Source organism: Spirillospora sp. NPDC048911, from assembly GCF_043198015.1.
GTDB lineage: Bacteria > Actinomycetota > Actinomycetes > Streptosporangiales > Streptosporangiaceae > Spirillospora.
In genome coordinates this window covers 42,124-55,395 of record NZ_JBICUD010000008.1, presented here as the reverse complement: position 1 = coordinate 55,395, position 13,272 = coordinate 42,124, and the positions used below count along the sequence as shown (strand labels likewise).

General features: G+C 70.6%; 16 protein-coding genes and 2 pseudogenes. 7 read left to right on the top strand and 11 right to left on the bottom strand.

Translation table 11 applies throughout. The features are described 5' to 3' along the window. Positions 1–97 precede the first annotated feature (97 nt). The 6 genes and pseudogenes from ACGFNU_RS32595 to ACGFNU_RS32570 all read right to left on the bottom strand — a co-directional run. Positions 98–1,558: an MFS transporter gene (locus ACGFNU_RS32595; protein WP_392599875.1), complete on the bottom strand. Its 1,461-nt coding sequence runs from the start codon at positions 1,556–1,558 to the stop codon at positions 98–100. 174 nt (positions 1,559–1,732) lie between these two features. After that, positions 1,733–2,158: a hypothetical protein gene (locus ACGFNU_RS32590; RefSeq protein ID WP_392599873.1), complete on the bottom strand. Its 426-nt coding sequence runs from the start codon at positions 2,156–2,158 to the stop codon at positions 1,733–1,735. Between the two features lie 210 nt (positions 2,159–2,368). Then, the gene (locus tag ACGFNU_RS32585) at positions 2,369–2,587 is read right to left on the bottom strand and encodes a hypothetical protein (protein ID WP_392599871.1); all 219 of its coding nucleotides are present in this window, start codon (positions 2,585–2,587) and stop codon (positions 2,369–2,371) included. A 49-nt stretch (positions 2,588–2,636) separates the two neighbouring features. Then, entirely contained in the window at positions 2,637–3,161 is a 525-nt protein-coding gene (locus ACGFNU_RS32580) for a DUF4396 domain-containing protein (RefSeq protein WP_392599869.1), read from the bottom strand. Positions 3,162–3,298: 137 nt separating this feature from the next. After that, entirely contained in the window at positions 3,299–3,625 is a 327-nt protein-coding gene (locus ACGFNU_RS32575) for an oxidoreductase C-terminal domain-containing protein (RefSeq protein WP_392599867.1), read from the bottom strand. Between the two features lie 59 nt (positions 3,626–3,684). After that, positions 3,685–3,948, bottom strand: a pseudogene (locus tag ACGFNU_RS32570) (FAD-dependent oxidoreductase); the annotation flags it as partial. A gap of 390 nt (positions 3,949–4,338) precedes the next feature. Between ACGFNU_RS32570 and ACGFNU_RS32565 the strand changes: the two are divergent. The 4 genes and pseudogenes from ACGFNU_RS32565 to ACGFNU_RS32550 all read left to right on the top strand — a co-directional run. Further along, entirely contained in the window at positions 4,339–5,325 is a 987-nt protein-coding gene (locus ACGFNU_RS32565) for a cation diffusion facilitator family transporter (RefSeq protein WP_392599865.1), read from the top strand. Between the two features lie 179 nt (positions 5,326–5,504). Beyond that, the gene (locus ACGFNU_RS32560) at positions 5,505–6,827 is read left to right on the top strand and encodes an MFS transporter (protein ID WP_392599863.1); all 1,323 of its coding nucleotides are present in this window, start codon (positions 5,505–5,507) and stop codon (positions 6,825–6,827) included. A 118-nt stretch (positions 6,828–6,945) separates the two neighbouring features. Next, positions 6,946–7,146, top strand: a complete 201-nt coding sequence (locus tag ACGFNU_RS32555; RefSeq protein WP_392599861.1) for an rRNA adenine N-6-methyltransferase family protein — start codon at positions 6,946–6,948, stop codon at positions 7,144–7,146. After that, positions 7,050–7,247: pseudogene (locus tag ACGFNU_RS32550) on the top strand (hypothetical protein); the annotation flags it as partial. The gene ACGFNU_RS32555 and the pseudogene ACGFNU_RS32550, both read left to right, overlap by 97 nt. A 74-nt stretch (positions 7,248–7,321) precedes the next feature. Here the strand turns inward: ACGFNU_RS32550 and ACGFNU_RS32545 are convergent. Continuing rightward, entirely contained in the window at positions 7,322–7,585 is a 264-nt protein-coding gene (locus ACGFNU_RS32545; protein WP_392600697.1) for a hypothetical protein, read from the bottom strand. A 115-nt stretch (positions 7,586–7,700) separates the two neighbouring features. After that, complete coding sequence (locus tag ACGFNU_RS32540; protein ID WP_392599859.1) at positions 7,701–8,204, bottom strand: pyridoxamine 5'-phosphate oxidase family protein; 504 nt, start codon at positions 8,202–8,204, stop codon at positions 7,701–7,703. 47 nt (positions 8,205–8,251) lie between these two features. Between ACGFNU_RS32540 and ACGFNU_RS32535 the strand changes: the two genes are divergently transcribed. Then, a complete protein-coding gene (locus ACGFNU_RS32535) occupies positions 8,252–8,854 on the top strand; it encodes a TetR family transcriptional regulator (protein WP_392599857.1) in 603 nt (200 codons plus the stop codon). 93 nt (positions 8,855–8,947) lie between these two features. Here ACGFNU_RS32535 and ACGFNU_RS32530 read toward each other — a convergent pair whose 3' ends face one another. Continuing rightward, on the bottom strand, positions 8,948–9,760 hold the full coding sequence (locus ACGFNU_RS32530; RefSeq protein ID WP_392599855.1) for an ABC transporter permease: 813 nt from the start codon (positions 9,758–9,760) through the stop codon (positions 8,948–8,950). Then, the gene (locus ACGFNU_RS32525; RefSeq protein WP_392599853.1) at positions 9,757–10,725 is read right to left on the bottom strand and encodes an ATP-binding cassette domain-containing protein; all 969 of its coding nucleotides are present in this window, start codon (positions 10,723–10,725) and stop codon (positions 9,757–9,759) included. The genes ACGFNU_RS32530 and ACGFNU_RS32525 overlap by 4 nt, the downstream gene beginning before the upstream one ends. A 65-nt stretch (positions 10,726–10,790) precedes the next feature. On the opposite strand from ACGFNU_RS32525, the gene ACGFNU_RS32520 reads away from it, so the two are divergent. Next, entirely contained in the window at positions 10,791–11,399 is a 609-nt protein-coding gene (locus tag ACGFNU_RS32520; RefSeq protein ID WP_392599851.1) for a TetR/AcrR family transcriptional regulator, read from the top strand. Between the two features lie 44 nt (positions 11,400–11,443). Here the strand turns inward: ACGFNU_RS32520 and ACGFNU_RS32515 are convergent, their stop codons facing one another. Beyond that, positions 11,444–12,220, bottom strand: a complete 777-nt coding sequence (locus tag ACGFNU_RS32515; protein ID WP_392599849.1) for a hypothetical protein — start codon at positions 12,218–12,220, stop codon at positions 11,444–11,446. Between the two features lie 240 nt (positions 12,221–12,460). Here ACGFNU_RS32515 and ACGFNU_RS32510 point away from each other — a divergent pair, with 240 nt between their 5' ends. After that, on the top strand, positions 12,461–13,180 hold the full coding sequence (locus ACGFNU_RS32510) for a TetR/AcrR family transcriptional regulator C-terminal domain-containing protein (protein ID WP_392599847.1): 720 nt from the start codon (positions 12,461–12,463) through the stop codon (positions 13,178–13,180). Positions 13,181–13,272 lie beyond the last annotated feature (92 nt).

The window sequence follows — 13,272 nt, the reverse complement described above, 5'->3', positions numbered from 1 at the left end:
GCGTCAGGATGTCATCCACGTACGACGGTCCTTCAGGGCGAAAGAACGAGCTGGAACCCGGGGGCCGCCGGCTGCGGCCCCCGGGCGGTGCCGCCGATCAGTGGCCCGCGACCGCGTCCCGCGCGGCCGGGCGATCGGTTGCGGCCGCCGGCTCCGGTGCGGGACGCGACGAGCGCAGGGTGACGGCGGCCAGGACCGCCCCGGCGAGGACGATAACGCCGGCGCCGAGGAAGGCCGCGGAGAACCCGTTGGTGAGTGCGGGCAGGTTCCCCAGCTGGTCGGCGCCTTGGGCGGACGCGATGGCGGTCATCGCGGCCAGGCCCAGCGCCGAGCCGACCTGGTAGCTGGTGTTGACGATCCCGGACGCCAGGCCGCCCTCCTCGGGACGGGCCGACGAGATCGCGGTGCCCAGCGAGGGGATGAACGCCAGCGACATGCCCAGCGCCGCCACCAGCGAGGCGGGCAGCACGTCCACCCAGAACGTCCCGTCCGGACGGACGAGCGACAGCCAGCCCATGCCCGCCGCCAGCACCAGCAGCCCGGTCACGGTCATCGCCTTGGGGCCGAAGCGGGCCATGGCGCGCGGCGCCAGGGCGATCATCCCGATCATGATGAGGACGGTCATCGGCAGCAGCGCCGCGCCGGACGGGAAGGCGCTGTAGTCCAGAACCTGCTGCAAGTACAGGTTGAGGAAGAACCACATGGGAATCCACGCGCCGCCGAGCAGCAGCTGCGCCAGGTTGGCCGCGCCCAGGTTGGGCGTACGGAAGATCGACAGCGGCATCAGCGGCTCGCGGCGCGCGGCCTGGATGGCCAGGAAGACCCCCAGCAGCACCAGACCGGCGGCCATCACGCCCCAGGTCTCGGCCGATCCCCACCCGACCTCGGGGGCGCGGACGATCGCGTAGACCAGAGCACCCAGGCCGAGCGTGACGGTCAGGGCGCCCAGCACGTCGATGGAGCCGCGGGCTCCGGCGCCGCCGGCGGGCATCAGTGCCGGCGCGGCGACCAGCGCCAGCACGGCGATCGGGATGTTGATGTAGAAGACCCACGGCCAGGAGACGTACTCGGTGATGACGCCGCCGAGGAACACCCCGGCGGTGCCGCCCGCCGGCGCAGCCGCGCCGTACAGGGCCAGCGCCTTGGTCAGCTCGCGCGGGTTGCCGCCGAACAGCATCATCAGCAGGGTCAGCGCCGCGGGCGCGATCAGAGCCGCACCCACGCCCTGGACGGCGCGGCCGGTCAGTTCGACCGCCACGCTGCCCGCGGCCCCGGCGACGGCCGAGCCCACCAGCAGGATGAACCAGCCGGCGGTGAACAGGCGGCGGGCTCCGAACAGGTCCGCCAGCCGGCCGCCGAGGAGCAGCAGGCCGCCGAAGGCGACGACATAGGCGTTGAACACCCACGACAGGTTCTGCTGGGAGAACCCCAGGTCGTCCTGCATCCGGGGCAGCGCCACTCCGATGATCGACGTGTCCATGATCACCATGAACTGGGCCAGTGCGATGAGCGCCAGCGCCCACCACCGGCGGGCGGGCGGAGAAGACGAAACAGACATGATCACTCCTTACCCCTATGGGGTATCTGTAGGACGCCGCGGACATTACCCGAGGGGGGTATATTTGGCAACCCCGCGACGTCCAGAAATCGCGGAAGCGCCCACACCGGTGCGGCCGGCGGCATGGCGCGGCTCCGTGACCACGGCTTGCCGGCGTTGACGCCCGGAGCTACGTCAGGGGGTGAACTTCACCTCTGGATAACGGCTTGACGGCCCGTCGAGCAGGGCGCTGTGCCGATGGCGCAAGTACTGGTCGAAGTAGGCATTGACGTAGGCGCGCACCACCGCGGCCGCGCGTTCGCCCTCAATCGTGCCGGCCGCCTTGGCGACATCCTCGGGCGGAATGTCGAGGACGCGGGCCGCCTGCGGAAGCAGCACGGCGAAGTCGAGGAAGGTGCCGTGAGCCGCGCCGGCGAGCTTGAGCTGCAACTTCGGCCCGCGCTGGTCGGCCCAGAACTTCGCAAGGTGCATCGACACGGTGCCGACCGGCCGGTGTCCGGTCGGGGCGGGCAACGTGAACTGGTCCGGTGGCGAAGGGGCGTGCGGTGAGGCCGCGGTCACAGGTGCGGCCGCCATCCCCAGCACCGCACCGGCCAGCACCACCGCGAGCCGCGGCGCCGCAGAACGTGTCGGTGCGATGGACGGGATGCGACACGGCTGCTCATGACTCTCCCTAGGGACGTGCACGGGCGCCGGGAATGCGCCCTCATCCCATGCAACCGGCGCCTCCCGGCGAGCACACTGGGCTGGACCCGCGCCTTCCCGGTAGGGCTAACCCCCGCCCAAGGCACTGCCCCGCTGTGAAGCTGGTCAGCTCACCCAGGTCAGCATGGCCTCGCGTTCGCACGCGGCCGCTCGGAAGAACTGCCGGAGCGGCTCGCTCGTAGGAGGCCTGGCCCGCATGGGTGACGCCCGACTGGGTGCGTCCTCCAGCATCTCGTCCACGTACTTCTGAGCCCAGGCCGGATCGTTGACCGCCTTCGCCAGCTTCGCGGCTGTGATCCTCAGGTAGCGCCCGTTCAGCCTCATGCGGGCACCCCACGGTCGACCTCTGACAATCGGTGCCACGCGCAGGGGCTCAGTGGTGGTACTGGTGGACGACGGCGTGTCCTTTGCCCCGGCCGATCATCCATTTGTTGATGGGTGTCGTCAGGACGAAGGCCACCACCAGGGCGAAGGCCAGGGCGCCCCAGAACAGCACGTCGGCCAGGCCCGCATGCATCGCTCCCGGGACGGTGAGCATGACACCGTTGTCGAGGACCTCCATCACGGCAATCGACACCGTGTCCGCTGCCAGGGCGACGCTGAGCGCCGCGCGGAAGCCGACGCCGGCGCGAAGCACTCCGCGCATGGTCAGGGCGTACCCGAACACGAAGGCCAGGACGACGGCCAGCACGACGGTGGCGAAGTTGTTCAGTCCGAGGGCGGTGCCGATCACCATCCCCAGCACCTCGCCGATGGCGCAGCCGGTCAGGCAGTGCGCCGTCGCCTGTGCCGCCATTCCCCACGTCACCGCGGCGCCGTGCCCATGGGCTCCGTGGTCGTGGTGGGCGGTCTCGTCGCCTCCGCTGTGGGCAGCACTCTGGTGGTCGTCCGTCGTCATGGCAGGCCTTCGCGTCGTGAGTGGAACGTGGAGATCCTACGCTCTGTAGGAGGTTGTTCGGTCAATCGGGTGGACGGCCCGTCGCCGGCGATCGCGCGGAACGGCTGTGGGCTTTGATCCACAGCCGTTTCGCAAGCTCAGCTCGCCACCGGCAGTCGCTCTTGAGCGGCGATGGCCCTGCGCAGGCGGATCATCTCCTTCGGGAAGCTGACCGCGACCGCGCCGACAAGCACCCCGGCGCGGGTGAAGGCGACGGCGAACTTGTCCTCATCGGGTGAGCCGGTGACCACGTGGCTCTCGTCGGCCAGGCGGGGCAGGCCGGCCCACTGCATGCGCACCCCGTGCACGCGCGTGCCCAAGGCGGGCACGGCGTCGAACGGCTCGGCCTGGCCGGGGCCGCGCAGCAGGTTGCGGGCGGCGACCGCGCCCTGCTCGTTGGCGTTCGCCCAGTGCTCGACGCGCACCAGCGAGCCCCAGTGGCGATGACCAGGCCGTCGTAGGCGAGGGACGTGCCGTCGTCGAGCCCGACCGTTCGGGCGCCGGTGTCCAGGCGCTCGGCACGGCGGCCCCTGAGCCAGCGGACGTCCAGGTCATCGGCGCCGGGCAGCGCGACGTCGTCGTCCCCGGTCAGCACGCTCTTGGACAGCGGCGGCCGGTTGTAGGGGAGGTGCGGCTCGGCGCCGACCAGGCTCAGCGCGCCGGTATACCCCTCGTCCCGCAACGTCTGCGCCGCGCGCAGGCCCGCCAGCGAGGCCCCGGCCACCACGATGTGGCTGAACGATCCCATCTCAGCACTCCTTCACTGTCGTCCTTGGTGGTGAGCGGCATACACTACCCCCGCAGGGTATATCGCCAATGTGATCGTGATCTCAATGGCGCGGAAGAGGGCGGCTTCGGGGGTCGTGACCAGCATCGGGTCGTCCGGTCGACGTCTCTTGAGCGCTCGGAGGTTGCTGTTGCGACGTGCTGGCACCTGCTTTGTAGCCGCGTGCGCACATGACTACGTATGTTGGGGGCGACCATCGTCTGAAACCCGAGGAGCGCGATGTCTGACGCCCACGCGGGAAACCGGGAGAACGGACACCCCCACGGCCACGGTCACAGTCACAGGCACGGCGATCACGGCCATAGCCACGGTCACGGCCCTGGCCACGGGCACCCACGCGACGCCGGCCTGTTGCGGGCGTTGCTGAGGCGGGCGCGGCATCAGCTCACTCCGCACAGCCACGACACCGCCGACAAGACCGATGAGGCGCTGGAGTCCAGCGGGCGCGGGCTGCGCGTGCTCGCCCTGTCGTTCACGATCTTGATGGCCACGGCGGCGATCCAGGCCGTCATCGTGGTGGCCTCGGGTTCGGTCGCGCTGCTCGGCGACACCCTGCACAACGTGGCGGACGCGCTGACCGCGGTGCCGCTGGCCATCGCGTTCCTGATCGGACGGCGGGCGGCCACGCGGCGGTTCACCTACGGCTACGGCCGGGCCGAGGATCTCGCCGGCCTGGTCATCGTGGTGATCATCGCCGGGTCGGCGGCGCTGGCCGGGTACGAGGCGTTCCGGCGGCTGGTCGATCCGCAGGACGTCCGCGCGCTGTGGTGGGTCGCCGCCGCGGCCGTGGCCGGCTTCCTGGGGAACGAGTGGGTGGCCCGCTACCGGATCAAGGCGGGCCGGGAGATCGGCTCGGCGGCGCTGGTCGCCGACGGGCTGCACGCTCGCACCGACGGCTTCACCTCACTGGCGGTCCTGGCCGGCGCGGCCGGGGCGGCGCTCGGCCATCCGATCGCCGACCCGATCATCGGCCTGCTCATCACGGTCGCGATCTGCTTCGTCCTCCGGGACGCGCTCAGGGAGATCTACCACCGGCTGATGGACGCGGTGGATCCGGCGCTCGTCGCCGAGGCCGAGCAGATCCTGTCGCAGGTGGACGGCGTCCGGCGGGTCGGCCGGGTGCGGCTGCGCTGGGTCGGCCATGCGCTGCGTGCCGAGACCGACATCGTCCTGGCGTCCGACCTGACACTGGCGCAGGCGCACGCCGTGGCGGTGGACGCCGAGCACCGGCTCATCCATGACCTGCCCCGCCTGCGCGCGGCCACCGTGCACACCGACCCCGACAGCCGCGACGGGACGGACCACCACGCCGTCCTGCAAGGCCACCACCCCGCCTGACGACAGCCCTGTCCCGCCCGTCAGGCCGAGGAACTTCCTGGACGCCGACGTCTCCGGCGCGCCGAGGCCCTGTGATCGTCTCCGTCACGCCTACGGGCTCTCTGACAGGAGCCAGACCACCCGCGAGCCGCATCGTCCGATTTGACGCCGCCGGGGGTGCGGCTACTACGTTCGAACGAATGAGCCGTACATCACCGCAGGTCACATTGCTCACGATGTGCGCGGGGCTGTTCTTCGTGCTCCTCGACGTCACCATCGTGAACGTCGCGCTACCGTCGATCGGGACGGGCCTGGACGCAGGGATCGCCGGCCTGCAATGGGTGATCGACGCGTACCAGATCACCCTGGCCGCCCTGCTCCTCACGGGCGGGACCCTCGGAGATCGATACGGCCACCGGCGGGTCGTCGTGGCCGGTCTGTCGCTGTTCGCGCTGGGTTCGCTCGGCTGCGCGCTCGCGCCGGGCGTCTCCTATCTGATCGCCGCGCGGGTCCTGCAGGGCGTCGGCGCGGCGCTCCTGCTGCCGGGCAGCCTGGCTGTGATCACCCGGACGTTCACCACGCCGGCCGAACGGGCCCGCGCGATCGGCGTGTGGGCGGCGGTCGGCGGCTTCGCCCTGCCCGCCGGTCCCGTGCTGGGCGGCATGCTCGTCCAGTGGCTGGGCTGGCGGTCGGTGTTCGCCATCAACGTTCCGGTCGCCGCGCTGGTACTGATCGCGATCACCCGATTCGTCCAGGAGACCGAACCGCTGCCCCGGCGCCTGGACATCCCAGGTGTCGCCCTAGGCGCGGGGACGCTCGCCGCTGCCACATACACGGTTATCGAAGGCGTCCATCTGCCCACTGCGCTGCTCACCGTTGCCTTGGCGACGGCCTTCATCTTGGTGGAACGACGGCGAACCTCGCCCGTCCTCCCGCTTTCGCTCTTCCGCAGGCGGCCCATAGCACTCGGCACACTGGCGGCCCTGGTCATGAACCTGGGCATCAACGGGATGTTGCTGCTGTTCACTCTGTACTTCCAACAGGTCCAGCACCGCTCACCCATCGCCTCCGGCGCCGCGCTCCTGCCGATGTTCCTGCCCATGGTGGCGTTGTCGGCCCCCGCTGGAAGGCTTGCCGGCAAGTACGGCCCGCGCCCGGTCATGGTCAGCGGTCTGGCCTTTCTGACAGTCGGCCTCCTACTTCTCCTGCCCCTGGAGAGCGGCTCCCCCTACACAACGATGCTGCCCCCACTCTTCATCATCGGCCTGGGCGCATCGTTTCTGACTCCAAGCGTGGTCACCCTCGCCATGAGCGCCGCACCCTCAGGACGCGAAGGCCTGGCCAGCGCCATCAACAACACCGCCCGCCAAGCCGGCGGCGCGATCGGAGTAGCACTCTGCGGCGCCTTGGCGGCCCACGGCTTGGTCAAGGGAATCCACCACGCCGCCCTCATGGCCGCCCTGGCCTACGTCCTGGTAGCCGCCCTAACCCTGACAATCCGCCCCACCCCAACCAACGCATGACTCCACCCCGTGCTGGCCGACCTCTGGAGCCAACAATCTGAGGTCCGGTTAGCCGCTCGATTGATGTCGGAGGTTGTTGAGCCGGCCCCAGCGAAGGAGCTCCCGTGGGTTGCTCGTGATGGCCACCTCTTCGGCGTCCCAGCCGTCGCTGGTGCGGTCGATGCTCGCCGACCTGGACATCGAGCCGGGGCAGCGCGTGCTCGACGTCGGCACCGGCACCGGGTGGACGACCGCGCTGCTCGCAGCGCGAGCCGGAGCCCGGAACGTGGTCGGTGTCGAGCTCGACCCGCAGGTCCCGACGCGGCTCGCGCGCGTCTGAACGCCATCGGCCTGGATCCGCTCGTCGTCACCGGCGATGGCGCGGCCGGGTATGAGAGGGGTGCGCCGTTTGATCGCGTCCAGGTGACGTACGGCGTGCTGCGGGTCTCCCCGGCGTGGGTCGCTCGGACGCGTCCCGGAGGGGTCATCGTCGCGCCGTGGCGGACGCGGTTCGCTCACGGTGGCGCCGTCGCGCGCCTCGTCGTCGACGCGGGCGGGTCTGCGGCCGGGCATTTCGCGCGCGCGGCCGAGTTCATGCAGAGCCGTCCCGAGCGCACCGCCTGGGTGAACACGTGCCGCCGGGCGACGCGTGGCCGCCGGGCACCCAGGAGTCCGGCACGTCGCTGCGGCCAGGTGACCTGCGGGCGCCGGACCGCGCCTTCGAGTTCGCCGCCGGCCTCGCCGTGCCGGACGTGGTGCACACCGTCAGCGAGCAGCACGGTGAGACGACCGCGTGGTTCTACGCGCTGCGCGATCGGTCGTGGGCCGTGGTGTTCTTCGACGACGATCCGCAGGCGGAGGTGCTCTCGAAGAGGTCGGCCAGGTTGAACCACATCACGACTGAAGGTAGGCGGCGGTGGAGCCGCCGAGCTCCAGCGGTTCCATGCCGAGCTTGCGGTGGTCCCACGACCGGACGCGCTCCACGTCGACCCGCACCGCGACCCGGTTGTTGAGCATGATCTCGACCAGCGGCCTGACCTCCTCGCTGTACGGGCCGCTGTAGCGCTCCCACACGTTCACCCCGACCGCCCACAGCGCCTCGGGGTCGTCGACGACGGTGGCGTGGCCCTCCAGCGAGACGCCGCGCAGCGCGTCGTAGGTGTGGCCCGCCTCGACCATGACCGTCACCCGGCCGTCGCGGCGCAGGTTCGCGGCCTTCTGCGACCGGGCCTTGGTCTCGAACCACAGCACTCCGTCGATCATCGCGTACCACATCGCGACCAGATGCGGGTGCCCGTCCGGTCCGACCGTGGCCAGCGAGGCCACCCGCTGCTCGGTCAGGAATCGGACCACCTCCTCCTGCGACATGACGATCTGACGCCGCTGGTTCGCGCCCATGAGGCCTCCGGGTTGCTCGCTGATGAGACGTAGTCCAAAATGAGACTATGTCTCATAGTGAACCGGAGAGCTTCAAGGTCCGCAAGAGGCGAGCGACCAACGCCCGCATCGCGGCCTCGGCGGCGCGGCTGGCGGGCCTGCACGGCGTCGGCAACACCACCGTCGAACAGATCGCCGAGGACGCCCACATCGGGCGCGCGACCTTCTTCCGCTACTACGAGACCAAGGAGAGCGCCGTCGCCGAGGGGATCACCGGCCCATGGCTCACCCGGCTCACCGACGCGATCGCCCGCCAGCCCGGCCACCTGACCGCCAAGCAGGCGCTCACCCAGGCGTTCGAAGAGCTGGCCGACCGGCTCCCCGACGACATCGACCAGATCCGCGAACTGGCCTGCCTCACCCGGTCCACCCCCACCCTCCATGCCTGGACCATGCAGGCCTACCAGCGCTACGAGAACGCGGTCGCCGAGCTGCTCACCCCCCGCTTCCCCGATCTGGCCCCCCACGATCCGCGCCCGCGCCTGCTCGCCGTCCTCGCCATGGCCGCCGTCCGCATCTCCCTGGACGACTGGACCCAACACGGCGGATCGCTCTCCGACCTCATCCAGCAGGCCCTCGCCCTGATCTCCATAGACCCCGCACAAGGCTGACTGGAGCGGAGACCACGGCGGGGATCGCCGTCTCCAGCGGCGTCGGCACTGCCGCCCTGCAGGTCGCCGGGCAGATCGGCGCGATACCGATCGTCAGCCTTGCTTGTTGTAGAGGTGCAGGGCCAGCGGCGCGCATACGAGGGTGATGGCGGCGGTCGCGACGAGCGACCAGGCGACGGGGCCGCCGGCGCCGGGGGTGTCGTTCATCAGGTGCCGGGCCGCGTCGGCGACATGGCTCATCGGGTTGACCTTGACGATGGCCTGGAGCCAGCCGGGCATGGTGTCGGGCTCGGCGAAGATGTCGCTCGCGAACGAGAGCGGTATCAGCACGACGTTGGCGATGCTCATGACGACGGCCGGGTCGCGGACGAGCAGGGCGACGGCGGCCCACAACAACGACAGGGCGAGGCCGAAGGCGACGACCAGGGCCACCGCGGCGAGCACTCCCGGTGCGCCGCCGTCGGGCCGGTAGCCCATGGCCAGTCCAAGGCCCACGACGATGGTGGCGGCGAACAGGTAGCGGGCGGCGTCGCTGAGCAGGCCGCCGAGCACGAACGCGCCACGCCAGATGGGCAGCGAACGGAAACGATCGAACGCTCCGGTCGTCACGTCCTGGGCGAGGCGGGCACCGCCGTACATGGTGACGATGGCGATGCTCATGCTCAGCACGCCGGGCAGGAGGAGCGTGAGGTAGGTGCCGGACGAGCCGCTGATGGCGCCGCCGAAGAGATAGGTGAACAGCACGGTGAACAGGACGGGGATGGCGATCGAGTCCACCAGCTGCTTGGGGTCGTGCTTGATCTTGAGCATGGCTCGCCGGGCGAAGATCGCGGACGCGGTGAGCGCCCCGGCCCGGCGGTGCGGCCGGCTGGAGGTGAGCAGGATGTCGATCTGGTGCGTGCTCATGCGTTCACGTCCTGTTCGGCGGCGGTCAGGGCAAGGAATGCCTCGTCCAGGCTGGGCCGGCCAAGGGTGAACTCGGCGACGCCCACCTGGGCTTCGGCGAGCCGGGTCATGGCGTGCCCGACCAGCCGGCCCACGTCCGTCGAGGTGGTGAGCAGCATGGAGAGGGCGAGCGGGTCGGCGGCCAGACGCACCGTTCCGTCCAGAACGTCGGCCAGGATCCGCTGCGCGTGCGGACGCTGCTCGCCGTCGAAGAGCCGGACGTGCAGCGTGCCCGAGCCGACCCGGGATTTGAGCTCGGCGCTGGTGCCCTCGGCCACGATCCGGCCGTGGTCGATGACCGCGATCCGCCCGGCGAGCTGGTCGGCCTCGTCGAGGTACTGGGTGGTGAGCAGCACCGTGGTGCCGGCCGCGGCGATCTGGCGGACCAGTTCCCACACCTGACCACGGCTGCGGGGGTCGAGCCCGGTGGTCGGCTCGTCGAGGAACAGCAGGTCGGGAGTCACGATCAGGCTGGCCGCGATGTCGAGCCGGCGGCGCATCCCGCCCGAGTAGCCGCCGACCGGACGGCCGGCCGCGCCGGTCAGGTCGAACGCGGCGAGCAGGTCATCGGCCCGCCGTTTGCCCGCGGCGCGGGACAGGCCGTGGAGCCGGCCGAAGACGATCAGATTCTCGTATCCGGTCAGGTCCTCGTCCAGGGCGGCGAACTGGCCGGTCACGGCGACCCGGGCGCGGATCGCGTCCCGCTCGCCGATCACGTCGTGACCGAGTACGCGAACGGTGCCGGCATCGGGCCGGGTCAAGGTGGCCAGGATGCGAATCAAGGTGGTCTTGCCGGCCCCGTTGGGGCCGAGGAGCCCGAACACCTGACCGCGCCGCACCGTGAGGTCGATCCCGTCCAGTGCCCGGTCATCGCCGTAGATCTTCACCAGTCCACGCGCCTCGATCGCGTCGCTTTTCTTTGACATGCCGTCAGACTTAACTAACTCTGACGACGTGTCAAGGTTATGGACGTCCCGGTATGCTCCCCCTGATGGCTGACACGCTTGATCCCGAGCGGCGAGCGCGCCGCCGCCGGTCCGACGCCCGGCGCAGCATCGACGCCATCCTCACCGCGGCCCGTACCGTGCTCAGCGAGCGGCCCGACGCGAGCATGGAGGACATCGCCACCACGGCCGGCGTCTCTCGCCAGACCGTCTACGCGCACTTCCCGTCACGGGACGCGCTGATCGCCGCCCTGATCCACGCCGCGGGAGTCGAGACCGTCGCCGCCTACGACGCCGCCGGCCTCGACACGCTCCCGCCCCCGGACGCGCTGCGCCGGTACCTCGACATCAGCTGGCAGCTCATCCGCGGCTACTCATTTCTCCTCGCCCCCGCCCTCGCCCGGATCCCCCAACCCGGCGGCGACGACCCGCACGACGCCGGCACCGCCCGGCTCGAACAGCTCCTCCGGCGAGGCCGGCACACCGGCGACTTCACCGACACGCTCCCCGTGACCTGGCTGGCCGCCGCCGTCATCGGGCTCGTCCGCACCGCAGCGGAACAGGTCGCCGCCGGCAGCCTCACCCCCAGCCAGGCAGCCGACATGCTCCAGAAAAGCGCACAGCGACTCTGCGCCCCCGACACCCAGCCCCTCTGAGTGAGCGGCGGAGCCGGGTGAGGCTTCTTGGCGGACTTTCGACTTCAGGCGTGTTGTTCGGCCTGGGATCGGTGATGGCGGGCCCGGGCTCGGTGCAGGTCCGCCTGCCGTCGCAGGTCGGCGGCATGGTCGGGGGCCTGGGCGTCGGCGAGTGCGGCGGCGTTCTCCAGCGCGACGGCGGCCTTCTCGTGGGCCTCGGCGGCGCGCAGGAAGGCGAGCGTGCCCTGCCGGTGCGCCTCCTCGGTCAGCTCCTTGGCGTGCCCGAGGCGGTGCTCGGCCTGATCGAGGTCGTCGGCGAACATCGGCCGGGCGCCACCGGCGAGTTCGCGTTGCCGGTGGCCGGACTGCCGGGACCGGCGGACGATCTGCTCGACGCGCTGGCCGACCTTGGCCGCTCGTTCGGGACGCACGCCCGGCCCGCCCAGAATGGGCTTGGTGACGGGGTCCACCGGCTGATGGGCCCGCCCGGTCAGGTAGTGCATGCGAGCCTGGGCCTCCTCGGGGCCGGACAGGTCCAGCACCGCGGAGATCTGCTCGAAGGACAGCCCTCGCGACCGGGCCAGCATGAACAGCTCGTATTCGAGCCGGTCGCCGTCCAGCTGGATGGCCTGCATCACCACCAGCGCGGCGGCCAGGTCGGGGCCCAGCAGTTCGTCGCCCCGCCGGGCGGCGGCCAGTACCTCGGCGACGGCGGCCGTGTCGGTGAGCGGATGCTTGCCCTCCTCCCACAGCACCCCGTCCAGCCCGCGAGCGAACCGGCTGGTCAGATGGGTGCGCGCCGCACTGACGATCTCCGGCGACGGCGCCGGGAGCCCGGTCATCGCGGCATCCCGTCAGGTGAGGCGGGTGACTCGATCGCCTGAGGCGACCTCGGGAGGTCTGTGCGGGCCATGATGGCCTCCATCGTCGGCTCAGACGCGTCCGGGCGCCGGGCGAATCTTCGCAACGCCATCCATGTCAACCGTAGGGTTACACCGAAGCGCTACACTGTAGCAGTGTAGTCTAAGCGCTACACTCTTGAAAGCGTTCCCACTGGCCACTTCGAGGGGCGAGGGAAACCCATGGCAGCCCACGACCGTCCCGGCGACCCGGCGTCCGCCGGGGAGTTCCCACCGCCGCCGGCCAAGGGCGCCCCGCTCACGCGTGAGCAGGTCCTGAGCATGGCATTGGCGATCATCGACGCGGAGGGCGTCGAGGCGCTGTCGATGCGGCGGCTCGGGCAGGCCCTTGACCGCGATCCGATGCGCCTGTACCGCCACGCCGACACCAAGGCGCAACTCCTGGACGCGGTCACCGAACACGTCATGGCCGACCTGCGCGTACCCGCCCTCAACGGTGGAGGCTGGCAACACGCCCTCCGCCGTACGGCGGTCCACTATCGAGCCATAGCGCTGGCCCACCCCAACATGGTCCCGCTGATGGTCACCAGACCCCTGGCCACGCCACTGGGGTTGCGCCCGCTGGGCACCGTGCGCCCCCTGGAGAACATCCTGGCTCTTCTCATAGACGCCGGGTTCTCTCCGCAGGCCGCCCTCCACGGCTACCGGCTGTTCTTCGGCTTCCTGCAGGGGCACATCCTCAACCAGGCCCAAGAACTGGTCAGCGATCCCGAAGAGACCGACGACGTACTGCGTTTGGGCCTGCACCACCTGCCGATCCGCGAGTTCCCCCATACCCGCGCCCTGGCCAGCACACTGGCCAACTACGACGGTGAGCTGGAACTCCACAAAGGCCTGGACATCCTCCTAGAGGGCCTGTCGTCCCAACTCTCCGACTCCTGACCGTCGCCGCCGCTTCACCCGTCCTAAAGAACGCAACGCGCCCACCCCAGCGCCGTCCCTTGGCGCCCGCACGCCTCTCGGCGCCCGCGCCG

Bases quoted from the DNA above. Each gene is read 5' to 3' on its own strand.
- ACGFNU_RS32595 (WP_392599875.1), bottom strand. From the start codon at position 1,558: ATGTCTGTTTCGTCTTCTCCGCCCGCCCGCCGGTGGTGGGCGCTGGCG.
- ACGFNU_RS32585 (WP_392599871.1), bottom strand. From the start codon at position 2,587: ATGAGGCTGAACGGGCGCTACCTGAGGATCACAGCCGCGAAGCTGGCG.
- ACGFNU_RS32580 (WP_392599869.1), bottom strand. From the start codon at position 3,161: ATGACGACGGACGACCACCAGAGTGCTGCCCACAGCGGAGGCGACGAG.
- ACGFNU_RS32560 (WP_392599863.1), top strand. From the start codon at position 5,505: ATGAGCCGTACATCACCGCAGGTCACATTGCTCACGATGTGCGCGGGG.
- ACGFNU_RS32555 (WP_392599861.1), top strand. From the start codon at position 6,946: ATGGCCACCTCTTCGGCGTCCCAGCCGTCGCTGGTGCGGTCGATGCTC.
- ACGFNU_RS32540 (WP_392599859.1), bottom strand. From the start codon at position 8,204: ATGGGCGCGAACCAGCGGCGTCAGATCGTCATGTCGCAGGAGGAGGTG.
- ACGFNU_RS32535 (WP_392599857.1), top strand. From the start codon at position 8,252: ATGTCTCATAGTGAACCGGAGAGCTTCAAGGTCCGCAAGAGGCGAGCG.
- ACGFNU_RS32530 (WP_392599855.1), bottom strand. From the start codon at position 9,760: ATGAGCACGCACCAGATCGACATCCTGCTCACCTCCAGCCGGCCGCAC.
- ACGFNU_RS32525 (WP_392599853.1), bottom strand. From the start codon at position 10,725: ATGTCAAAGAAAAGCGACGCGATCGAGGCGCGTGGACTGGTGAAGATC.
- ACGFNU_RS32520 (WP_392599851.1), top strand. From the start codon at position 10,791: ATGGCTGACACGCTTGATCCCGAGCGGCGAGCGCGCCGCCGCCGGTCC.
- ACGFNU_RS32515 (WP_392599849.1), bottom strand. From the start codon at position 12,220: ATGACCGGGCTCCCGGCGCCGTCGCCGGAGATCGTCAGTGCGGCGCGC.
- ACGFNU_RS32510 (WP_392599847.1), top strand. From the start codon at position 12,461: ATGGCAGCCCACGACCGTCCCGGCGACCCGGCGTCCGCCGGGGAGTTC.